Source organism: Streptomyces sp. NPDC002076 (assembly GCF_053593835.1).
This window is the reverse complement of sequence record NZ_JBSFDI010000001.1, coordinates 92,408-114,237: the sequence shown is the minus strand read 5'-3', so window position 1 is coordinate 114,237 and position 21,830 is coordinate 92,408. Positions and strand designations below refer to the sequence as shown.

At 71.1% G+C, this 21,830-nt stretch carries 22 protein-coding genes and 1 pseudogene; 15 read left to right on the top strand and 8 right to left on the bottom strand.

The genetic code is table 11. The features are described 5' to 3' along the window. Nucleotides 1–99 precede the first annotated feature (99 nt). Nucleotides 100–414 (top strand): annotated as a pseudogene (locus tag ACWCQS_RS00540) (catalase-related domain-containing protein); the annotation flags it as partial. Nucleotides 415–551: 137 nt separating this feature from the next. Here ACWCQS_RS00540 and ACWCQS_RS00535 read toward each other — a convergent pair. Together ACWCQS_RS00535 and hisN are read right to left on the bottom strand one after the other, a co-directional pair. Then, complete coding sequence (locus ACWCQS_RS00535; protein ID WP_388620648.1) at nt 552–947, bottom strand: CBS domain-containing protein; 396 nt, start codon at nt 945–947, stop codon at nt 552–554. Between the two features lie 149 nt (nt 948–1,096). Further along, the gene (gene hisN / locus ACWCQS_RS00530) at nt 1,097–1,897 is read right to left on the bottom strand and encodes a histidinol-phosphatase (RefSeq protein ID WP_451002450.1); all 801 of its coding nucleotides are present in this window, start codon (nt 1,895–1,897) and stop codon (nt 1,097–1,099) included. 188 nt (nt 1,898–2,085) lie between these two features. On the opposite strand from hisN, the gene ACWCQS_RS00525 reads away from it, so the two are divergent. Then, nucleotides 2,086–2,694, top strand: coding sequence for a TetR/AcrR family transcriptional regulator (locus ACWCQS_RS00525; protein ID WP_451002449.1), 609 nt, complete (start codon nt 2,086–2,088; stop codon nt 2,692–2,694). Between the two features lie 76 nt (nt 2,695–2,770). Here the strand turns inward: ACWCQS_RS00525 and ACWCQS_RS00520 are convergent, their stop codons facing one another. From ACWCQS_RS00520 to ACWCQS_RS00505, 4 genes are all read right to left on the bottom strand, one after another. Then, nucleotides 2,771–3,094: a DMT family transporter gene (locus tag ACWCQS_RS00520; RefSeq protein WP_451002448.1), complete on the bottom strand. Its 324-nt coding sequence runs from the start codon at nt 3,092–3,094 to the stop codon at nt 2,771–2,773. An 87-nt stretch (nt 3,095–3,181) separates the two neighbouring features. Then, nucleotides 3,182–4,192, bottom strand: coding sequence for a ribosome small subunit-dependent GTPase A (rsgA, locus tag ACWCQS_RS00515; protein ID WP_451002447.1), 1,011 nt, complete (start codon nt 4,190–4,192; stop codon nt 3,182–3,184). Nucleotides 4,193–4,201: 9 nt separating this feature from the next. Beyond that, nucleotides 4,202–5,518, bottom strand: coding sequence for a 3-phosphoshikimate 1-carboxyvinyltransferase (aroA, locus tag ACWCQS_RS00510; RefSeq protein WP_451002446.1), 1,317 nt, complete (start codon nt 5,516–5,518; stop codon nt 4,202–4,204). A 111-nt stretch (nt 5,519–5,629) separates the two neighbouring features. Further along, a complete protein-coding gene (locus ACWCQS_RS00505; RefSeq protein WP_450981145.1) occupies nt 5,630–6,352 on the bottom strand; it encodes a M50 family metallopeptidase in 723 nt (240 codons plus the stop codon). 146 nt (nt 6,353–6,498) lie between these two features. Here ACWCQS_RS00505 and ACWCQS_RS00500 point away from each other — a divergent pair, with 146 nt between their 5' ends. Continuing rightward, nucleotides 6,499–6,852, top strand: coding sequence for an SMI1/KNR4 family protein (locus ACWCQS_RS00500; protein ID WP_451002445.1), 354 nt, complete (start codon nt 6,499–6,501; stop codon nt 6,850–6,852). Nucleotides 6,853–6,953: 101 nt separating this feature from the next. Continuing rightward, nucleotides 6,954–7,700: an SMI1/KNR4 family protein gene (locus tag ACWCQS_RS00495; protein WP_451002444.1), complete on the top strand. Its 747-nt coding sequence runs from the start codon at nt 6,954–6,956 to the stop codon at nt 7,698–7,700. Between the two features lie 135 nt (nt 7,701–7,835). On the opposite strand, the gene ACWCQS_RS00490 is transcribed toward ACWCQS_RS00495, so the two are convergent. After that, a complete protein-coding gene (locus ACWCQS_RS00490) occupies nt 7,836–10,316 on the bottom strand; it encodes an N-acetylmuramoyl-L-alanine amidase (protein ID WP_451002443.1) in 2,481 nt (826 codons plus the stop codon). 215 nt (nt 10,317–10,531) lie between these two features. On the opposite strand from ACWCQS_RS00490, the gene ACWCQS_RS00485 reads away from it, so the two are divergent. The 10 genes from ACWCQS_RS00485 (at nt 10,532) to ACWCQS_RS00440 (ending at nt 20,513) form a co-directional block, all read left to right on the top strand. Then, a complete protein-coding gene (locus ACWCQS_RS00485; protein WP_451002442.1) occupies nt 10,532–11,347 on the top strand; it encodes an SOS response-associated peptidase in 816 nt (271 codons plus the stop codon). A 1-nt stretch (nt 11,348) separates the two neighbouring features. Beyond that, a complete protein-coding gene (locus ACWCQS_RS00480) occupies nt 11,349–11,975 on the top strand; it encodes an alpha/beta hydrolase family protein (RefSeq protein WP_451002441.1) in 627 nt (208 codons plus the stop codon). Nucleotides 11,976–12,231: 256 nt separating this feature from the next. Further along, a complete protein-coding gene (gene sigR / locus ACWCQS_RS00475; RefSeq protein ID WP_450981149.1) occupies nt 12,232–12,927 on the top strand; it encodes an RNA polymerase sigma factor SigR in 696 nt (231 codons plus the stop codon). Next, nucleotides 12,924–13,226, top strand: a complete 303-nt coding sequence (rsrA, locus tag ACWCQS_RS00470; protein ID WP_388620671.1) for a mycothiol system anti-sigma-R factor — start codon at nt 12,924–12,926, stop codon at nt 13,224–13,226. The genes sigR and rsrA overlap by 4 nt, the downstream gene beginning before the upstream one ends. 109 nt (nt 13,227–13,335) lie before the next feature. Continuing rightward, the gene (locus tag ACWCQS_RS00465) at nt 13,336–14,649 is read left to right on the top strand and encodes an HD-GYP domain-containing protein (protein WP_451002440.1); all 1,314 of its coding nucleotides are present in this window, start codon (nt 13,336–13,338) and stop codon (nt 14,647–14,649) included. Continuing rightward, complete coding sequence (locus tag ACWCQS_RS00460; RefSeq protein WP_451002439.1) at nt 14,646–15,938, top strand: HD-GYP domain-containing protein; 1,293 nt, start codon at nt 14,646–14,648, stop codon at nt 15,936–15,938. Before ACWCQS_RS00465 ends, ACWCQS_RS00460 begins: the two co-directional genes overlap by 4 nt. A 100-nt stretch (nt 15,939–16,038) precedes the next feature. Continuing rightward, nucleotides 16,039–17,046 (top strand): tetratricopeptide repeat protein, encoded by a 1,008-nt coding sequence (locus ACWCQS_RS00455; protein WP_451002438.1) that lies wholly within the window; start codon nt 16,039–16,041, stop codon nt 17,044–17,046. Nucleotides 17,047–17,119: 73 nt separating this feature from the next. After that, complete coding sequence (gene def, locus ACWCQS_RS00450) at nt 17,120–17,770, top strand: peptide deformylase (protein WP_451002437.1); 651 nt, start codon at nt 17,120–17,122, stop codon at nt 17,768–17,770. A gap of 290 nt (nt 17,771–18,060) precedes the next feature. Further along, on the top strand, nt 18,061–19,146 hold the full coding sequence (cyc1, locus tag ACWCQS_RS00445; RefSeq protein WP_451002436.1) for an epi-isozizaene synthase: 1,086 nt from the start codon (nt 18,061–18,063) through the stop codon (nt 19,144–19,146). After that, nucleotides 19,143–20,513, top strand: coding sequence for a bifunctional albaflavenone monooxygenase/terpene synthase (locus ACWCQS_RS00440; RefSeq protein ID WP_451002435.1), 1,371 nt, complete (start codon nt 19,143–19,145; stop codon nt 20,511–20,513). The genes cyc1 and ACWCQS_RS00440 overlap by 4 nt, the downstream gene beginning before the upstream one ends. Before the next feature lie 36 nt (nt 20,514–20,549). Here ACWCQS_RS00440 and ACWCQS_RS00435 read toward each other — a convergent pair whose 3' ends face one another. Then, on the bottom strand, nt 20,550–21,512 hold the full coding sequence (locus tag ACWCQS_RS00435; protein ID WP_451002434.1) for a GlxA family transcriptional regulator: 963 nt from the start codon (nt 21,510–21,512) through the stop codon (nt 20,550–20,552). A gap of 93 nt (nt 21,513–21,605) precedes the next feature. Here ACWCQS_RS00435 and ACWCQS_RS00430 point away from each other — a divergent pair, with 93 nt between their 5' ends. Then, complete coding sequence (locus tag ACWCQS_RS00430) at nt 21,606–21,827, top strand: hypothetical protein (protein ID WP_451002433.1); 222 nt, start codon at nt 21,606–21,608, stop codon at nt 21,825–21,827. The last annotated feature ends 3 nt before the right edge of the window (nt 21,828–21,830 follow it).

The following is a 21,830-nucleotide window of genomic DNA, read 5'->3' as shown; positions in this document are numbered from 1 at the left end:
GTGTGAGTTTGGATCGATATCTAACTTAGAGCTTGTCCAATGTGGGATCGGGCACGGCTTTGGCCACAGGACAGCACTGGTACGTCGCCGCGTCGGCCGAAGAACTATGAGCCGAACAGCTTCGGCGGGCCGCAGCCGACCGGCCGTCCGCTGTGGCAGCCGGTCTCCGTCGACGGCTCCACCGGCAACCACGCGACGCCGGTGCACGCCGAGGACGACGACTTCGTGCAGGCGGGCAACCTCTACCGGCTGATGTCGGAGAAGGAGCGGGAGCGCCTGATCGCGGACCTGGCGGGTGCCGTCTCCCAGGTCTCGCGCGAGGACATCCTCGAGCGCGCCATCGGCAACTTCCGCAACGCCGACGCCGGCTTCGGCAAGCGGCTGGAGGCGGCGGTGCAGGCGCTGCGCGGCTGAGTCGGTCGTATCGAGTCGGCCGTATTCAGTCGGGGGCAACGGATCGGCGGCACGCCCGGTGCCGCTGGGCGGGCCGGACCCCCTGGTGCTCGGGGTCCGGCCCGTTCCGCTCGGTCACATGCCTTGCCCGGGACTGCTCAGAGCACCGCTGCGGGCTCGCGGGTCGGGGCCCAGCAGCGGATGATGTCGCGAACCGAGACGATGCCGGCCACCTCGCCGCGGTCGAGGACGACCAGGTGCCGGAAGCCGCCGTGGGCCATGGCGCGTGCGGCCTGCTCCAGGGTCCAGGTCGGGGCGGCGAAGACGACGTCGGTGGTGGTGTGGGCGTGGGTGCGTTCCGTGTCGGGGTTCTGGCCGAGGCCGACGGAGTTGAGGATGTCGCGTTCGGTGAGGATGCCGATGCCGCCGGCGTCCGGGTCGAGGACGACGGCGGCGCCGACCCGGCGGGCGGACATCAGGGCGGCTGCCTGGCGAAGGGTGTGGGCGGGGCCGACGGTGAGGATCACCGTGCTCATGGCGTCACGGACGAGCATGGATGGGGCCACCTCCTAGGAATCCAGTGCGTTAGTTCCTGGATTCACAAGTTCACAAGTGGGGGTGACTTCAGGGTGACAGGTAAAGGTCGGGTCAACAAGGGGGCGCGCGACGCCAGTTGAGGGCGTATCGGGACTGCTCCCGGGTCTCAGTGGCGCGGGTTGAGATACCCCAGCAACTCGTCGTGCAGCAGACCGTTGGACGCAGCCGCGTTGCCGCTGTGCGGGCCCGGGCGGCCGTCGAGGCCGGTGAAGCTGCCGCCGGCCTCCGTCACGACGATCGCGGTGGCGGCCATGTCCCAGAGCGACAGTTCCGGCTCCGCGCAGATGTCCACGGATCCCTCGGCGACCATCATGTACGGCCAGAAGTCGCCGTACGCGCGCGTGCGCCACACCTGGCGGGTGAGATCGAGGAAGCCGTCGAGGCGGCCCTGTTCCTCCCAGCCGGAGAGGGAGGAGTAGGCGAAGGACGCGTCCGCGAGCTTGCCGACGGCGGAGACGTGGATGCGGGTCGCGGAGGTCAGGCTGCGGCCCGTGAAGGCGCCGTGGTCCTTGGCGGCCCACCAGCGGCGGCCGAGGGCGGGAGCGGAGACGACGCCGACTACAGGGTGGTAGCCGCCCTCGCCCGCCTCCATCAGCGCGATGAGGGTCGCCCATACGGGGACGCCGCGTACGTAGTTCTTGGTGCCGTCGATGGGGTCGATCACCCAGCGGCGGGGGCCGGAGCCCTCGACGCCGTACTCCTCGCCGAGGACCGAGTCTCTCGGGCGGGCGCGCTGGAGGTGGCCGCGGATCAGTTCCTCCGCCGCCTGGTCCGCTTCGCTCACCGGGGTCATGTCCGGCTTGGTCTCCACCTTCAGGTCGAGGGCCTTGAAGCGGTCCATGGTGGTGGCGTCGGCGGCGTCCGCGAGGACGTGGGCCAGGCGCAGATCGTCGAGGTAGTCCGGCATGTGACGAACGCTATCTGCCGGGGTCGGTACGGGGCTACCAGGGGAGGGGGCGGTGTCGGGGGCTTGTGGTGCCGGTGGGGCTGTGGTGACAGGCGTGTCGGTCCGCCGACCCGTACCTCCGCGAACTCTTGACAGTGCATACAAGCGCGTCAAATCTGGGCGCAGAGCCGCTCTGACCCAGGGAGGCGATGATGCCTGCTGCCCGGGAGTCCCTACTGGACGCCGCCTATACGGCGCTCGCGCGCCGGCCGTGGTCCGCGGTGCGGATGGTCGACGTGGCCGCGGCGGCGGGCGTGTCCCGGCAGACCCTGTACAACGAGTTCGGGAGCAAGGACGGGCTGGCGCGGGCGCTGGTGCGGCGGGAGGCCGACGGGTACCTCGCCGGAGTCGAGCGGGCGCTCGCCGGGCCGGGCGAGCCGAGAGAACGGCTCACCGCCGTCGCCGAGTGGACGCGCTCCGCCGCGCGGGACAACGTGCTGGTACGGGCCATGCTCACCGGCTGCTGGAGCGAACGGCTGCCCACGCCGCCGCTCGCCGCCGTGCCGTCCTCCTCCTCGGTGCCGGCCCAGCGCCGCGCGGACGGGCCGCTGCCCACGCCCCGCGACTTCGTGCGGATCGTGCGGGACCGCGCCGTCACCGCCCTGACAGGCCCCGCCGCCACCCCGGCCGACCCCGCCGAGCTGACCCGCCCCTGCGAACTGGCCGTACGCCTCGCCCTGTCCTGCGTCGCGGCACCGCCGGGGGAAGGCGGCGTGGCAGAGCTGATCCAGGCGGTCGTCCCACGCCAGGCCGTGTGATTCCCGGGTCTCGGCACGGGCAGCTGTCCACGGACCCGCACCCGGCGACGGCCGGAGCCGCCGGCGATGCACCTTCCTAGCGCGCCGACCCCGACAACTGCAGCCCGATCACCCCGACGATGACCAGGCTGATCGAGACGATCTTCAGGGTGGAGACCAGGTCGCCGAGGAAGACCATGCCGTAGATCGCGGTCCCCGCCGCGCCGATGCCGGTCCACACGGCGTACGCGGGGCCCACGTCGAGTTTCTTCAGGGACAGGGTCAGCAGGCCGAAGCTGCCGAGGGCGAACGAGGCGAAGGCGATGGTCGGCCAGAGGCGGGTGAACCCGTGCGAGAGCTTCAGGCACACGGCGAAACCGGTCTCCAGAACCCCGGCCACGATGACCAGCAGCCACGCCATGTGCGGTCCTCCCGTTGATCCGGATCTCCGGCTCGGTGCGATTATGCACTTACCGAACCCGGGCCCCGGCAAACAACGCAGGGCGGCTCAGTCGCCTTCCTTGCGCTCCCGCGTGGCCAGCAGGCGGCGGAGCGAGTACAGGCGCGCCGGGTCCGCGTGGCCGTCCGCGACCCAGGCGTCCAGCGCGCAGTCCGGCTCGTCGTGGCTGCACGCGCGCGGGCAGCCCTCCGTACCGGGTTCGAGATCCGGGAAGGCGTGGATGACACGGGACGGGTCGATGTGGGCCAGGCCGAAGGAGCGCACGCCCGGGGTGTCGATGACCCAGCCGTCCACATCGGTCAGGGGCAGGGCGAGGGCCGACGTCGTGGTGTGGCGGCCGCGGCCCGTCACCGCGTTGACGTGTCCCGTCGAACGCCGGCGTTCCTGGGGCACCAGCGCGTTGACCAGGGTCGTCTTGCCGACGCCCGAGTGGCCGACGAACGCCGTCACCCTGCCGTCCAGGTACTCCCGCACCCGGTCCGCGGCGTCCCCGTTCTCCAGATCCTCGCGGCTGGTGACGACGTGGGGGATGTCGAGGGCGCCGTACAGCTCCAGCAGCTTGTCCGGCGGGGCGAGGTCCGACTTCGTCATCACCAGCAGCGGCTCCAGGCCGCCGTCGAAGGCGGCGACCAGGCAGCGGTCGATCAGACGCGGGCGCGGTTCCGGGTCGGCCAGGGCCGTGACGATCGCCAGCTGGTCGGCGTTGGCGACGACCACCCGCTCGAACGGGTCGTCGTCGTCGGCCGTGCGCCGCAGCACCGACGTGCGCTCCTCGATCCGTACGATCCGGGCGAGCGTGTCCTTCTTGCCGGACAGGTCGCCGACCAGGGCCACCCGGTCCCCGACCACCGCCGCCTTGCGGCCCAGCTCGCGGGCCTTCATCGCCATCACGGTCCGGTCGTCGACCAGGCAGGTCAGCCGGCCCCGGTCGACCGTGAGGACCAGGCCCTCGGCGGCGTCCTCGTGTTTGGGCCGGATGTTCGTGCGCGGCCGGGTGCCCCGGCGGCCGGGGCGGGTACGGATGTCGTCCTCGTCGGTGTGCTTGCCGTAGCGGCGCATGGCGTGTCCCTACTGCCCGAGCATCCCGGTCCACAGCTCGGGGAAGTCCGGCAGGGTCTTCGCCGTCGTCGCCACGTTCTCGATCCGCACGCCCTCGACCGTGAGGCCGATGATCGCGCCGGCGGTCGCCATGCGGTGGTCCTCGTAGGTGTGGAAGACGCCGCCGTGCAGCGGGCGCGGGCGGATGTGCAGGCCGTCGGCGGTCTCGGTGACGTCACCGCCGAGTTCGTTGATCTCCTTGGTGAGCGCGGCCAGCCGGTCCGTCTCGTGCAGCCGCAGATGGGCCACGCCCCGCAGGGTCGAGGGGGAGTCCGCGAGGGCGGCGACCGCCGCGATGCCCGGGGTCAGCTCACCGACGTCGCCCAGGTCCACGTCGATGCCGTGGATGGCGCCGGAGCCGGTGAACACCAGCCCGAACTCGGTGAGTTCGCAGGAGCCACCCATCTCGGTGAAGATCTCCCGCAGCCGGTCACCCGGCTGGGTGGTGCGCTCCGGCCAGTCCGGGATCAGCACCTTGCCGCCTGTCACCAGGGCCGCAGCCAGGAACGGCTGGGCGTTGGACAGGTCCGGCTCGATCGTCAGGTCCCGGCCGAGCAGCGCGCCCGGCGTCACCCGCCACACGTTCGGCTCGCCGCCCGACTCCGGGGTGTCCACCTGGGCGCCGACCGCGCGCAGCATGTCGACGGTCATCCGGATGTGCGGCATGGAAGGCAGGGTCGCGCCGGTGTGGCGGACCTCGACGCCCTGGTTGAAACGGGGTCCGGACAGCAGCAGGGCGCTCACGAACTGGGAGGACGAGGAGGCGTCGATCGAGACCGGGCCGCCGTCCAGGGCCCCGCCGCCGTGCACCGTGAGCGGCAGCGCGCCCCGGCCGTCGTCGTCGATCCGGGCGCCGAGCACGCGCAGCGCGTCGATCACACCGTGCAGGGGACGCTCGTACGACCGCGGGTCGCCGTCGAACCGGATCGGGCCGTCGGCCAGCGCGGCCACCGGCGGCAGGAAGCGCATCACCGTGCCGGCGTTGCCGACGTCGACCGTGGCCGGGCCGTGCAGCCCCGTCGGCAGTACCCGCCAGGCCTCGCCGGTGCCGTCGGGGCCGACCCCTTCCTCGATCTCCACGCCCATCGCGCGCAGGGCACCGGCCATCAGCAGGGTGTCGCGGGAGCGCAGCGGGCGGCGCAGCCAGCCGGGCTCGGAGGCGAGGGCGGCCAGCACCAGAGCGCGGTTGGTGACCGACTTGGACCCGGGCACGTGGACCGTCGCGTCGACGGCTCCGCTCGCGTGCGGGGCGGGCCAGAGGGCGGTGTGTGCGGGGTTAACGGTCATGCGCCCCACTTTAGTGGCTGGGGGCGGCCGGAGATCTCGACCAAAAGCGGCGAAACCCCCGCCGAGAGCCCGACGGGAGCCGTCGCCCGCGGCGGCGTCCCTGCCCGGGGCTCACACCTCCAGCAGCCAGCGGCCGCCGCCGATCAGCGAGCACAGCGACACCGCGTGGAACAGGAACAGCCACAGCGCCGCCGGTACGTGCGTGAGCCGCGAGAGCTGGTCCGCGTCCGAGTCGCCCGCGCCGCCACGCGACCGCTTCAGCTGCAGCTCGAACGGCGGCCGTACCCCGCCGAACAGCAGGAACCACACCACCGCGTACGCGAACGCGGCCTGCACCTGGGGCCCGGCCAGCCAGGACACCAGCAGGAAGGCGCCCCCTGTCAGCACCACGGTCAGCACGCCGTACGCGTTGCGGATCATCACCAGCATCGCCACCAGGAGGGCCGTCGCGGCCCAGAGCAGCAGCGTGATGCGGCCCGCGGCCAGCAGGGCGGCGCCGCCGAGGCCCAGCAGCGAGGGGGCCGTGTACCCGGCGGCGGCCGTCAGGATCATGCCGAGCCCGTGCGGCTTGCCCCTGCTGACCGTGAGGCCGCTGGTGTCGGAGTGCAGCCGGATGCCGGTGAGCTGCCGGCCGGTGAGCAGGGCGATCAGCCCGTGACCGCCCTCGTGCGCGATGGTGATCGCATTGCGGGATATCCGCCACACGGTGTGCGGGACCACCACGGCGAGTGCGGCCACCGAGGTGGCGAGCACCACCCACAGATCGGGATCGGGCTGGGTACCGGTGAGCCGGTCCCAGATGTCGGGCAGCGCGGTGGCGGCGAGGCTGTCCATATGTCCGAGAGGCCCCCTGTTCTGGTGCGGAGTCTGGCAGTGTGGCACGTCTGTGCGGACGGTATCTGAGACGCCGACCTCGCAGCGATCGTTCCTGAGGGCACATGTGCAGGCCGCAGCGTTGGGGTGCAGGTCGAGGTGTTGTCATGCGGGTGGACTCTCTTCTCCGTGCGACAGGTCGTGACGCGCGGGGCGTCGCGCAGCCCTGGTCGCAGATCGAAGCAGAACTGGGTACCGAACTGCCCAGCGACTACAAGCAGTTGTGCCAGGCGTTCGGTGTCGGCGAATTCTCGGGGGCGGAGCGGCGTCGGCCGTTTGTGCTTCTGCCGGCCGGAAGACTTGGATGTGCCGTCCTGGCGGGAGCGAGTGCCGCGGCCGCTTGGTTGACGCCCAGGGCCTACTACGAGGTGACGCTGCTCTCGGGGGCGGCCGCGTTCCTGGTGACGGCCGTGGTGGTGTGCGGGCTCGTCGATGCCTGGGCCGACGTCGGACAAGTCTGAGCACGTCCGTTGTCAGTGCGGTGCGCTTCACTGTCCGCCGTGGAGCTCACCCAAGCGACCGTCAACGACCTGCTGGCCCAACTCGGCCCGGGGGCGGCTACATGTACCTGCCCGGCGACCTGGACCCGCAGGACCTGACCGACCTGCTCGGCGGCAGGTACGGCGCCCCGCGCACCCTCGTCCTCGACGGCTTCACCGATCCGACGGTCGACGAGTCCCGGGGCGCGGCCCTCCTTGCCCCCTTCGAGGACCGGGCCGTGAAGATACGGGCGTGGGCGTACGGGGATCAGTGGGTCGGCACGGGTACGGTGCGCGACGCCGAAGGGGTCGAGCGGCCGGTGCTGGTGATCGCGCGCAGGGAGATGCCAGAACCCTTGGCGGTCGCTCCGGACGAGGACGAGGACGAGGACGTCGACTGGATGGAGCGGCTCAGACGGATCACCGGCTGGACGCATCGCGCCCAGCGGCCGGACGTGGACTGGGCGGAGGCGGAGTCGCGCCTGGGCACGGCGCTGCCGAGCGACTACAAGTGCATGGTCGAGACGTTCGGCAAGGGTGCCTTCGACGGATATCTGGATCTGAACCAGGAGCCGTGGACGCATCTCAGGGAGGACGGGCTGCTGATCTGGGCGGGCACTGAGCACGAGGACCTGTACTGCTGGAGGGCCGACGGCGACGACCCCGACCGCTGGCCCGTCGTGGTCCGTTCTTTCGACGGCGAGGACGTCTCCTTCGACTGCCAGGCCGCGGAGTTCGTCTGCCGCATCCTCGTCGACCCGCACCACCCGTTCACGATGGCCCGCTATTTCGACACCCACTGGTTCATGAGCTACCGGGAAAGCATCTGACCGACCCGAAAGACGGGGTCGCCGTGAGGGGGCACGGGACGTGCTCTTCGGGCTCAGGGCCTACGTCGGTGAGCGCGCGTGCCCGCTCGTCCCGCCCAGCGGTGCGACCGTGGGCGGGACGGCGGGGGGTGCCGGTCAGCCGATGGTTGCGATGCCGTCGGTGGTGACGGTCGGGCGGCCCGAGGTGCCGACCACGACGATCTTCAGGGTGTGTTTGGCGGAGCTGGACCACGTCTTCGTCCAGATCGCCTGTCGATACAGCGTGGTGGAGGACTTCAGGTCGACCTCGGTGACCTTGGTGCCGTCGACGTAGACGTACGCCTGGCCGGAGGTGGAGGCCCGCGAGACGATCCAGGCCACCGAGCGGCCGGTGAAGGTCCAGCTGATCGAGGCCCCGGCGGAGGAGGCGCTGTAGGAGTAGCCGCCCAGGTAGCTGGTGCTGCTCTTGTGCGTCCAGGTGCCGGTGCGGGTGGTGGAGGTCTCCTGGATGATGTTCGGCGTCCGGTAGACGGAGGCGCCGGCGCTGTTGCCTGCCACGTCGTACGCCTTCAGCGCGAACAAGTCCGAGCTGCCGGGCTTGGCGGTGGTGTTCCAGGAAGTGGTGGTCGGGCCGAAGGAGGCGGCGGAGGGCGAGGTCGCAAGGGCCTTGGCCAGCGCCGCGCTGTCGGCTGCCTTCCAGGTCACCGTGACCGGAACCGCTGTCGAACTCACCGTGCCGGTGCGCGTCTTGACGTCGGGAGCGGTCGGGAAGGTGGGCGCGGTGGTGTCGCCGACCAGGGTGACCGAGCCGGACAGGGTGGTCGAGCCGCGGACGTGAGTGGCACGGACCTGGACCGTGTGGCTGCCGGCCGCGACCGAGATCGAGGCGGAGCGGGCGGAACCGGAGGCGTGCGCCACGGCCTTGCCGTCGACCAGGACGTCGAAGCCGGAGATCACCTGGGACGGTGTGGCGGTCGTCCAGCTCACCGCTGCCGCGCCCTTGGTGTAGTAGCTCGTGCCGGACTTGGCCGCGCCGCCGGACATTCCGGTGACGGTGACGGCACCGACCGGGCCGGCCGCGTAGGAGCGGACCGTGCTCAGGGCGTTGTAGAGCTGGTTGCCGGGGCAGTCGGTGGCGTAACCGTTGCGGTGCCCGGAGATGACGTTGAAGTTGTAGCTGTTGCCCAGGGTGAAGCCGTAACTGTCGGAGGCGCCCTCGGGCAGGGAGGCGGAGCCGGTGCCCGGATTCACCCCGGTCATGCCGAACTTCCAGGCGGCGATCCGGGCGATCGAGCCCAGCATCGCCTGCGTCGGCGTGGCCCCCGGGAAGGTGCTGGCCGTGGAGTCACCGCCGCTGAAGTCGGTGTACGTGCCGATGGCGGCCACGCCCATGCTGTTGGTGTTGAACCCGTAGGTCTGGGCGCCGACGAGGGGCAGAGCCATCCCGCCGAAGCGGCCCTCGAAGATGGTGCCGCACTTGTCGACCAGGAAGTTGTAGCCGAGGTCGCGCCAGCCCTGGTTGAGGTGCTCGGCGTAGATGCCGCGCACGATCGCCGGGGAGTCGGAGCAGGAGTAGTTGTTCGTGGTGTCCGTGTGGTGGACGAACATCACCTTCACCGCCGACCCGTACGACGGATAACCGGCCTCCCGGGCACACTCGTCCGCGCCCCAGCCGGCCCGGGTGACCACGGTCGGCGGCGCCACCGTCGAGGTGGTCGTGGCCGGCATCGGGTCCGGCGGGACCGGCGATGCCGACGCGGAAGGGCTGGCCGAGGAGGCCGGACAGGACGGATACGCCTGGTCCATGGTCGGCAACTGGCTCGGCCAGGACGTCGCCGACGCGCTCGGCGAGGTGGAGCCGGAGGCGGAGGGCGAGGTGCTGGTGGACGGCGCGGCGGAGCTGGAGTCCGTGGCCGTGGGGGTGGCTGAGTCCGTCGCCGTCGCCGTCGCCGAGTAGGTCGGGGCGGAGCTGTCGGTGGCCGTCGCCGTGTCGGTCGCGGTGGCCGTGTCCGTCGGCGTGGTCGTGTCGGTGGCCGTGGCGGTGTCGGTGGCCGTCGCGTCCATGGCGTAGCCGGCCGGGGCCATGCCGGAGCCCGAGGTGCCCGAGGCGGACTTGCCCGGGTCGATCAGATCCACCCGCAGCCCGGCGGGCAGCGCGGCCGCGCGGTGCGCGCCGGCCGCGCGGACCTGGATGCCGTTCGACGGCCCCGCCCACATCGGCGACATCCCGCCCCGTACGCCGGGACGGTTCAGCTCGGCCGCGTCGGGGATGTCGTCCGGCTGCTGCATCTTCAGCCACTGGGTCCAGTGGCCGTCGGCCGCGGAGCGGGTGCGCACCTCCACCGTGCCGCGCAGCGAGGTGTGCGCGCCGTTCCAGGTGACGCCCACCATGCTGAACGGGTCCGTGGACCGGGCGCCCAGCGTCTTGAGCGACGCGCTCGAACCGGTCAGCGGCAGCGAGTGCACATGCGTCTTGACCGGCCCCGCCGCCGACGCCCCGGAACCACCGCCCTGCCCGGCCGCCGCGACGGCTGCCACCGCCAGGCCGCCTCCCGCGACGACCGCTCCCAACGCCACCCAGGCGCGCTTCTTCAGTCCGGACGGACGCGATCGCCGGCCCCTGTATGCAGTTCTCATGCCCCACCTTGTGGAAACGTGGCATCCCTTGCCACACGTCGAACCTATGGGGACCGGATGACGTGGCCGGCCGGCCCATGACCGCCGGACGATTACATGATCCCCGAGAGATCCAGCGCATCACGCGTCACTTTCGTTTCTCGGACTGCTCGTCCTCCTTGCGTAAGGTGGTGAAGGCCCTGGGGTCACTGGGCAGGTCGGAGGGGTGGTTTCGGATGTGCGGACGGTATGCGTCGAGTCGTAGGCCCGAGGATCTCGCAGGCATCTTCGAGGTCGAGAAGTGGGAGCCCGAGGAGACGCTGGAGCCGGACTACAACGTGGCGCCGACCAAGGAGGTCTACGCCGTCCTCGACCGTCCCCTGAAAGACGCGGACTCCCCGCGTCCGGTCCGCCAGCTGCGCAAGCTGAAGTGGGGTCTGGTGCCGTCCTGGGCCAAGACCCCCGAGGGCGGCGCCCGGATGATCAACGCGCGGGCCGAGACCGTGCACGAGAAGCCCGCCTACCGCCGTGCCTTCGCCGCCCGGCGCTGCATCATCCCCGCCGACGGCTACTACGAGTGGGTGACCGGCCAGCAGGAGCGCGACCTGGAGGTCGAGGGAAAGAAGAAGCGGCCGCGCAAGCAGCCGTACTTCGTGCTGCCGGCCGACGGCTCGGTGTTCGCGATGGCCGGGCTGTACGAGTTCTGGCGGGACCGCACCCTGCCCGACGACCACCCCCAGGCCTGGTGGGTGACCTGCTCGGTGATCACCACGGAGGCGGAGCAGACCCCGCTGGCCGTGGCCCCCGCCGAGGGCCCGTACTCGCTGGCCGACATCCACCCCCGGATGCCGCTGATGCTCACCCCGGACCGCTGGGACGCCTGGCTCGACCCGGCCCGCACCGACCCCGACGCCCTCCGCGACCTCCTCGCCCCGCCCCCGCCCGGCCTGATGCGCGCCTACCCGGTCTCCACGGCCGTCAGCAACGTCCGCAACAACGGCCCGGAACTGCTGAAGGAGCTTGAGGCACCGGAAGCGGGCACACTCTTCTAGCGTGATCGAGATTGTCGAGACCGACGCCGGGACCGCACGCATCACCTGGCACAAGGCGAAGAAGGCGCGGCTGGTCCTGGCCGTGAGCCACGGAGCGGGCGGTGGCATCGAGGTACGGGACCTCCAGGCGCTCGCCCGGGTGCTCCCGGAGCACGGCGTGACCGTGGCCCTCGTGGAGCAGCCCTGGCGCGTCGCCGGGAAGAAGGTCGCCCCCGCGCCGAAGACCCTGGACACCGGCTGGCGCGGCATCTGGCCCGCGCTGTCCGGGATGGAGCTGCCGGTGGTCTCCGGCGGCCGCAGCGCCGGCGCCCGGGTCGCCTGCCGCACGGCGACCGAGCTGGGCGCGCATGCCGTCCTCGCGCTCAGCTTCCCGCTGCACCCGCCGGGCAAGCCCGAGAAGTCCCGCGCCGAGGAGCTGCTGGGAGCCGGAGTGCCCACACTGGTCGTGCAGGGCGGCAACGACCCCTTCGGCAAGCCGGAGGAGTTCCCGAAGGGTGACTTCGAGCTGATCGAGGTGCCGTACGGCGATCACGGGTTCGCGGTCCCCAAGCGCGCGGAGATCACCCAGGAGCGGGCCCTGGAGATCGCCACCGAGGGCGTCGTGGAGTGGACCGTGTCACTCGGGTGACCCCCGGGAATGTTGCGGGCTGGACCTCTGTTGATCCGGACAGAAGTGCTGAGGCCTCGGCACCGAGGTCGTAGGAGAGGAAGTCCGCCGCATGGGTTCGACCATCTGCCCGAGCCAAAAGCGCAGCGCTGACCTGGACTGGACGGTGCTGCACGCGGCCAAGGCCACTCCTATTCGAGGGGCGGCAGGCACGGGTCGTGTTCTATCCTCCGAAACGAGTGGGACCGGTTTTGGTCCTGCCCGGGATCTTGAGGAGGTGGGTCCGGTCACCGGTACCGACGCAGGGACCGACAACGGCCAGGCGGAGCAGCCCGAGGGCCAGGGCGTGAGCGCGGAGGCGATCTCCGAGTCCACCGCCGAGCGCAGTGCGCGCTTCGAGCGGGACGCGCTCGAGTTCCTCGACCAGATGTACTCGGCCGCGCTGCGCATGACGCGCAACCCGGCCGATGCCGAGGACCTGGTGCAGGAGACCTACGCGAAGGCGTACGCGTCCTTCCACCAGTTCCGCGAGGGCACCAACCTCAAGGCGTGGCTGTACCGGATCCTCACCAACACGTTCATCAACTCCTACCGCAAGAAGCAGCGCGAGCCGCAGCGCTCCGCCGCGGAGGAGATCGAGGACTGGCAGCTCGCCCGCGCCGAGTCGCACATGTCGACGGGTCTGCGCTCCGCCGAGTCGCAGGCGCTCGACCACCTGCCCGACTCGGACGTGAAGGAAGCGCTGCAGGCGATCCCCGAGGAGTTCCGCATCGCCGTCTATCTCGCGGACGTAGAGGGCTTTGCGTACAAGGAGATCGCGGACATCATGGGGACACCCATCGGTACGGTGATGTCCCGGCTGCACCGGGGCCGTCGTCAACTGCGCGGCATGCTGGAGGACTACGCCCGTGAGCGCGGGCTGGTCCCGGCGGGCGCCGGAGAGTCGAACGAAGCGAAAGGCTCGGGCTCATGAGCTGCGGAGAGCCGCACGAGACGGACTGCAGTGAGGTCCTCGACCATCTGTACGAGTTCCTCGACAGTGAGATGCCGGACGTCGATCGCGACAAGTTCCAGCACCACTTCGAGGAATGCTCTCCGTGCCTGGAGAAGTACGGCCTGGAGCAGGCCGTGAAGAAGCTGGTCAAGCGGTGCTGCGGGCATGACGACGTACCCGCGGATCTGCGCGCCAAGGTCATGGGGCGGATCGACCTGATCCGTTCCGGCCAGGCTGTGCCCGAGCACGACGTGACCGCCACCCCGCAGGAGAGCTGACCGCCGGGTCATCACCCGAACGTGCTAATCCTCAGGTCATAGGCCCCGCACCCCCCGATCCCCGCCCTAGGCTCCGAGCCTGGACAGGCATGGTCGGGGGAGGGGCGCGATGGAGGCGGTACCGGCGAGGGCACGCGGCTGTGTGGCCTGTGTCGCCCTGCTGGCGCTGCTCTGCCTCCTGCCGCTGCCGACGGTCCGCACCCCGTGGTGGGCGCTCGGCCTGCTCTGCGCGCTCTACGCCGTCTGCGAGCACGTCGTGCGCCGGCGCTTCGGCGGCACCTTCTACCCCGTGCTGCTCGCCGGGGCGTTCCTGCTGCCGCCGCCGGCCGCCGCGCTGGTCCCGCTGCCCGCGGCCCTGCTCTCCCCGGTCGAGCGGGCCGGGCACCGGCCGGCGCCGCTCAGACGCCTCTGGCGGGCCGCGCGGCCCGCGCTGGCCGTGTGGGGCGCCGCCCGGGTGCACTGGGCGCTCGGCGGCCGGGACGCCGTCGTCGCCTCCGACTTCCCGTACGCGCTGCTGCCCGCCGGCGCGGCCGTGCTCGCCTTCTGCCTGATCCTCACCGTCCTCGACGGCGGGATCCGCGCCGTCGCCCTCGGCATCCCGCTGCGCCGGGCCTGGCGCGGGCTGCTGTCCCGCTCCCTCGCGCCGGTCGCGGCGCACGGACTCGCCGGGCTGATGACGGCCGTGCTGTGGCGCAGCCCGTACGGCCCGGTCGCCGCGCTGCTCGTGCTGCTGCCGATGTGCGTGTCCTGGTGGATCTTCGCCCAGTACCACCGCGAACGCGCCGCCCACCAGGCCACCATCCGTGCCCTCGTCCAGGCGGTCGACATCAAGGACGGCTACACCCGCGGCCACAGCGAACGCGTCGGACAGGCCTCCGTCATGATCGCCCGCGAACTCGGCATGGACGACGACCGCGTCGAGGTGCTGCGCTTCGCCGGCATCCTGCACGACGTCGGCAAGCTCGGTGTCCCGACGCGGCTGCTGCGCAAGGACGGCCCGCTGACCCCCGAGGAACGCCGGATCATCGAACTGCACCCCGAGTACGGCCATGAGATGGTCCGCGGGATCTCCTTCCTCGGCGAGGCCCGCGCCGCGATCCTGCACCACCACGAACGCCTCGACGGCAGCGGCTACCCGTACGGCCTCGTCGGAACCCAGATCCCCGAGTGCGCCCGCATCGTCGCCGTTGCCGACGCCTTCGACGCGATGACCTCCACCCGCTCCTACCGCCGGGCCCGCCCGGTCGAGGCGGCCGTCGCCGAACTGGAGCGCTGCGCCGGCGCGCAGTTCGACCCGCGCATGGTGGACGCGTTCCGGCGCGCACTGGGCCGCTACGGCTGGCACCCCACGGTCACCTCCGAGGACACCGGGAAGCCGCACGAGAGCCAGGGCCGGTCGCCGGTCATCGGGGCACCCCGGTGACGGCCCTGAGGATCGTGCACGGGGCCGCCGGGCTCACCGCGGCCGGGTCCCTCGCGGTCACCCTGTGGACCGGGCTCGACGAACGGGGCGTCGCCCTCGCCTTCGGGGTGCTCATAGCCGTCGGCGAGCTGACCCGCTGGAGCGACGCCGAGGTACGGCAGGCCGCCCCCCTCGCCACCGCCGGCTCGCTGTCGTACGCCCTGCTCGGAGCGGAGGCCGGTCGGCCCGCGCACCACGACGCGGCGCAGGTCGTCACCGTGGTCCTGGCGGCCGCCCTGCTCGGCGCCGTCCCGCACATCTGGCACGGACGCACCCCCACCCTCGACCATCTGGCCCGCCGCGTGCTCACCGTCGGCTTCGCCGCCGTCTGCTTCCAACCCCTCTACAACAAGGGCGCGTTCACCTCCTGGAGCGGCCCCGCCTACGCCCTGCTCCTGGTCGCCCTGCTCTGCCTCACCGCGCTGTGCGACGCCGTCCTGGCCGCCGCTCTCGCCCACTCCCGCACCCGCTGGCCGTTCGGCCCGCTGCTGCGCGAGGAACTGCGCGGGCTGCTCGGCATCGGCTCCGCCGTCTGTGCGACCGGCGCGGTGATCGCGCTCGGGGTCGCCGTCGCCGGGCTGTGGGCGCTGCCCGTGTTCTGTCTGCCCCTGCTGCTCACCCAGCTGTCCCTGCGCAGATACGCGGCCGTCCGCGCCACCTACCGGCAGACCATCGCCTCGCTCGCCCGTGCCACCGAGATAGCCGGCTGCACCCCACCCGGGCACGCCCGCCGCGTGGCCGCGCTCAGCCTCGCCGTCGGCCGGGATCTCGGCCTGACCGGCGGCGAACTGACCGTCCTGGAGTACGCGGCCCTCATGCACGACATCGGCCAGCTCAGCCTGGTCGACCCGGTCCCGGCCGGTGCCACCGCCGGGCTGCCGCCCGCGCAGCAGCGGCGGATCGCGCTGCTCGGCGGGGCCGTCGTACGGCAGACCGGTGTGTCCGCGGCCGTCGCCGTGATGGTGGAACGGCAGGCGGACCCCTACCGCGAACAGCCCCTCGCCGCCCGGATCATCCGCGCCGTGAACGCCTACGAGGAGATGACCCGGGACGCAGGCCCCGAGGGACCCCTGCGGGCGCTGGAGGAGCTGCGTCTCGGCACCGCCGGTGACTACGCTCCGGAGGTGGTGGAGTCCCTCGCCCGCGTCCTGGCCCAGCCACGGACCTGGGGGGAGAGTGCGCCGGTGGCGGGCGACGGGAGACGCACGGCACTGTCTGACCCCCCTCGCGGCTGGGTAACCCATGGGTAATGAGCGCCTTTCCCACCGTACGTGGTTGGATGCGAGGGAGAGGGTGTCCGGGGGCACAAGCCAGCCCACTGAGCGGAACTGGAACTGGCAGGCGGGAATCGTGAGGATCTTCGGCAAGGGACGGCACCGGCCCTCCGCCTCCTGGCGGCAGGCCACCGACCGGGCGTTCACGCTCATCGGCGACGGTCGGTACGAGGACGCGGGCGAGCTGCTGACACGGGCCGCCGACCTGGAGCCCTGGCTGTCGGAGTCCTGGTTCAACCTCGCCCTGCTGCACAAGTTCCGGCACGACTGGGAGCAGGCCCGCGCGGCCGGTCTGCGCGCGGTGGCCCTGCTCGACCGCGAGACCGGGGCGCCCGACTGGTGGAACGTCGGCATCGCCGCCACCGCCCTGCAGGACTGGCCGCTGGCCCGCCGCGCCTGGCAGGCGTACGGGCTGAAGGTGCCTGGGGGCCCCTCCCGGCCGAAGGCTGGGGGAGGCGCCGCCGTGGCCGGGGAACCGGTCGGCATGGAGCTGGGCAGCGCGGCCGTACGGCTCTCCCCGGAGGGTGAGGCCGAGGTCGTGTGGGGCCGCAGGCTGGACCCCGCGCGGATCGAGGTGCTGTCCATCCCGCTTCCCTCGTCCGGGCGACGCTGGGGCGAGGTCGTGCTGCACGACGGGGTCCCGCACGGCGAGCGCACGACCTCCACCGGCCATGCGTATCCGGTCTTCGACGAGATCGAGCTGTGGGCGCCCTCACCCGTGCCGACCTGGGTGGTTCTGCTGGAGGCGGCCACGGAGGCGGACCGGGACGCGCTGGAGCAGCTCGCCGCGGACGCCGGGTTCGCCGCGGAGGACTGGTCGTCGTCCGTGCGGCTGCTGTGCCGGATGTGCTCGGAGTCGCGGATGCCGTCGGACGAGGGCGAGGGTGATCACCTGGACCCGCACGACCACAGCGAGCCAGGTCATCCCGGGCCGCTGGGGCACCGGACGGACGGGCAGCTGTGGGTGCCGGAGCGGGAGTGCGGGGTGGCCGCGCCGGCTTCGCTGGTGCGGGGGCTGCTGGACGGGTGGGTCGCCGACAGCCCGGACTCCAGGGACTGGCGGGATCTCGAAGAGGTTTGCTGAGCCGCCGGTGACCAGCCGCCTTTAGGCTGTACCCGAGACTTTTCCAAGGTTTGCAGGAAGGCGTACGTCGGTCATGGCGCAGCAGGACACCGATCAGCAGCACGCGGGCGTGCTCCCCGTCGACGAGGAGGGGTACGTCGTCGACACGGAGGACTGCGAGGAGCGCGAGAAGGCCTGGCGGGAGCGCGGGACCTCGCGGCCGATCACGGTCGTCGGCAACCCGGTGCTGCACAAGGAGTGCAAGGACGTCACCGAGTTCGGCGAGGAGCTGCAGCAGCTCGTCGCGGACATGTTCGCCAGCCAGCGCACCGCCGAGGGTGTGGGCCTGGCCGCCAACCAGATCGGTGTCGACCTGAAGGTCTTCGTCTACGACTGCCCCGACGACGAGGGCGTCCGGCACGTGGGCGTGGTGTGCAACCCCAAGCTCGTCGAGCTGCCCGCCGACCAGCGCCGCCTGGACGACAGCAACGAGGGCTGCCTGTCGGTGCCGACGGCGTACGCACCGCTCGCCCGGCCCGACTACGCCGAGGTGACCGGCCAGGACGAGCAGGGCAACCCGATCAGGGTCCGTGGCACCGGCTACTTCGCACGGTGTTTGCAGCACGAGACCGACCACCTCTACGGCTACCTGTACATCGACCGGCTGTCCAAGCGGGACCGCAAGGACGCGCTGCGGCAGATGGCCGAGAACGAGCCACGTTATCCGGTGGTCGCCAACGACTAGCAGAGACCGCGGACTTGGGGCGCCCGGCCGGGATCACTCCCGGTCGGGCGCCCTTCGTATGTCCGGCTTCGATCATCCGTGCGTCGTACAACCGAACCGTTCTGCCCTCCTAATGATCCTTAATCGGTCACGCAGGGGGGGATTCTCGGCACCTTGGGGTAGTGAGTGAAGCAAATCCGTTCCCATGGCGGACAGTTGTGGTGCTGAATGTAAGTGCGGGGATACGCAACGGCGCACGCCCGGCACGACGGTAGGGGTGTGCGCTCCTGGCGGCGGAGAGGGGTTTGTACGTGCATGCTTTCCCACACGGCACCACAGCGACGCCGATGGCGGTCGTAGTACCACCCTCACTGGCACTCCCGGTGATCGAGTCCGCCTTTCCTCGGCAACTGCACCCGTATTGGCCGCGACTCCAGGAGAAGACACGGCTCTGGCTGCTGGAAAAGCGGCTCATGCCGGCGGACCTGGTGCGGGAATATGCCGATGGACTGTGCTACACCGACCTCATGGCGGGCTACTACCTCGGTGCCCCCGACGAGGTCCTGCAGGCCATCGCCGACTACAGCGCATGGTTCTTCGTCTGGGACGACCGCCACGACCGGTACGTGGTCCACGGCCGGGCCGACGACTGGCGACGCCTCAGGCACCGCCTCCATACGGCCCTCGACGCACCCCGGCACCATCTGCACCACCCGGACTCGCTGGTCGCGGGGTTCGCGGACAGCGTGCTGCGGCTGTACGGCTTCCTGTCGCGCACCTGGAACCAGCGGTTCGCCCGGCACTTCCACGCGGTGATCGAGGCCTACGACCGCGAGTTCCGCAACCGCACCGAGGGATACATACCCGGCGTCGAGGAATACCTCGCCCTGCGCCGGCACACCTTCGCGCACCGGATATGGACGGACCTGCTGGAGCCGAGCGCCGGGTGTGAACTCCCGGATTCCGTACGGAAAAGCCCGGCCTATCGCCGGGCCGCACTGCTCAGTCAGGAATTCGCCGCCTGGTACAACGATCTGTGCTCGCTGCCGAAGGAAATTGCGGGCGACGAGGTCCACAATCTCGGCATCAGTCTCATCACCCATGAGAGGCTGACTCTCGAGGAATCGGTGGATGAAATGAGGCGGCGCGTCGAGGAATGCATCAGTGAATTCCTCGAAGTCGAGCAGGAGGCCCTGCAGTTCGCCGACGGCCTCGCCGACGGCACGGTCCACGGAAAGGAACTGAGCGCCGCGGTCCGCGCCTGCGTCGGTAATATGCGCAACTGGTTCAGCTCCGTCTACTGGTTCCACCACGAGTCCGGCCGGTACATGGTCGACACCTGGGACGACCGGTCCACACCCCCGTACGTCAGGAACGAAACGGCAGGTGAGAAATGACCGTCGAGTCTGTGCTGCCCCTGAACTCCCAGACCGCCGAGCTGCGTGAACCGCCGCTGGCCGGCGGCGCGGTGCCCGGCCTCGGGCACGGTCTGCAACTGGTCCGCGATCCGCTCGCGTTCATGTCCCGGCTCCGCGACCACGGCGACGTCGTACGCCTCAGGCTCGGCCCCAAGACGGTGTACGCCGTCACCGCCCCGGAGCTCACCGGCGCGCTCGCGCTCAACCCCGACTTCAAGATCGACGGACCCCTGTGGGAGTCCCTCGAAGGGCTGCTCGGCAAGGAGGGCGTGGCCACCGCCAACGGCCCTCGGCACCGGCGCCAGCGGCGCACCATCCAGCCCGCGTTCCGGCTCGACGCGATCCCGAACTACGGGCCGGTCATGGAGGAGGAGGCGCACGCGCTGACCGAGCGCTGGCGGCCCGGCGAGACCGTCGACTGCACCTCCGAGTCCTTCCGGGTGGCCGTCCGCATCGCCGCCCGCTGCCTGCTGCGCGGCGAGTACATGGACGAGCGCGCCGAGCGGCTCAGCGTCGACCTCGCCACCGTCTTCCGCGGCATGTACCGGCGCATGGTCATCCCGCTCGGGCCGCTGTACCGGCTGCCGTTCCCGGCCAACCGCGAATTCAACCGGGCGCTGGCCGATTTGCATCTGCTGGTCGACGAGATCATCGCCGAGCGGAGGGCATCTGGTCAAAAGCCGGACGATTTGCTGACGGCATTGCTGGAGGCGAAGGACGACAATGGCGACCCCATCGGGGAACAGGAGATCCACGACCAGGTCGTCGCGATACTCACCCCCGGCAGCGAAACAGTGGCGTCCACGATCATGTGGCTGCTCCAGGTCCTCGCGGAACACCCGCAACACGCCGAGAAGGTACGGACCGAGGTCGAATCCGTGACCGGCGGTCAACCGGTCGGATTCGAACACGTCCGCTCACTCCGGCACACCAACAATGTCGTCGTCGAGGCCATGCGGCTCCGGCCCGCCGTATGGATATTGACGCGGCGAGCGGTGACCGACACCGCGCTCGGTGAATATCGCATTCCGGCCGGGGCGGACATCGTCTACAGCCCCTACGCGATCCAGCGTGACGCCCGCTCCTACGAGCGCCACCTCGACTTCGACCCCGACCGGTGGCTGCCGGAGCGGGCCAAGGACGTGCCGAAGTACGCCATGAGCCCCTTCAGCGTCGGCAACCGCAAGTGCCCCAGCGACCACTTCTCCATGACCCAGCTGAGCCTGATCACCGCGGCGATCTCGGCGAAGTACCGCTTCGAGCAGGTCGCGGGGTCGAACGACACCACCCGCGTGGGCATCACGCTCCGCCCGCACAACCTGCTGCTGAGGCCGCTGCCCTGGTAGGAGGGTCGGGGTAGGACACCTGGTACCGGCGCGCGCTCAGGCGGCCTCAGGGCCCCGGAACGCGCGCCGGTAGGCGTTCGGGGTGGTGCCGAGCGCCCGCACGAACTGGTACCGCATGGCAGCCGCCGTACCGAACCCGGTGCGCCAGGCGATCGCGTCCATGGTCTCGTCGGTCCCCTCCAGCAACTCCTGGGCGCGCAGCACCCGTTGCCGCTGGATCCACCGGTAGGGAGTGGTCCCGGTCTCCTGCTGGAAGCGGCGCGCGAAGGTGCGCGGGGCCATGTGGGCGCGGGCGGCGAGCTGCTCGACGGTCACCTCCTGGTCGAGGTGCTCCTCCATCCACACCAGCACCTCGCCGACGGTGTCGCACGGCCCCTTCGGCAGCGGCCGCTCGATGTACTGCGCCTGCCCGCCGTCCCGGTGCGGCGGTACGACCATCCGGCGGGCGATCTTGTTGGCGACCTCGGGTCCCTGCTCCTTGCGCACGAGATGCAGGCAGGCGTCGATCCCCGCGGCGGTGCCGGCCGAGGTGATCACTGGGTCCTCGTCGACGTAGAGCACGTCCGGCTCGACGGTCAGCCGCGGATACTGGCGGGCCAGCTCCGCCGCGTGGTGCCAGTGCACGGCACAGCGCCGGCCGTCCAGCAGCCCGGCGGCGGCGAGCACGAAGACGCCCGAGCAGACGCTGAGCACCCGGGCGCCGCGGTCCACCCCGCGGCGCAGGGCGGTGAGCAGCTCCGGCGGAAACGCGCGCGAGTCGTAGCAGGCCCCGGCCGGTACGGCGATCAGATCGGCCGCCTCCAGGCGCTCCAGGCCGTGCTCGACCTGCAGGGTGAATCCCGCGTTGGAGCGCAGCACCGGGCCCTCGGCCGAGGCGACCGCGAAGTCGTACACCGGCAGTCCCTCGTCACTGCGGTCGGTGCCGAAGACCTCGCAGACGACGGCCATCTCGAAGGGGTTCACGCCGTCGAGCAGCACGGCGGCCACGTTCTGCAGCATGCTGCCAGTCTGCCTCGCCGGTGGCAGTAATTCGAGGGTGTGCGGCAGTCCTGCCACTCCCGGTAAGGAGCATTCGGCGCGACAGTGATGTCTATGACCACATCACAGACAGAAGGACTGCTCGGAATGATCGCCGTGATCGGGATCCTGGGCCTGCTGATCCTCCCGGCGGTGATCGGTATCGCGCACGACAGGATGATCGACCGCCAGATCAGTAGGTCACAGCGAGAAGAGGCGACGAAGCCGAAGGGGGAGAAGGAGGCGAGGCGGCCGAGCCGGACCCGTAGGCACCACGGCGCGGCCCACCCCGTCTGAACG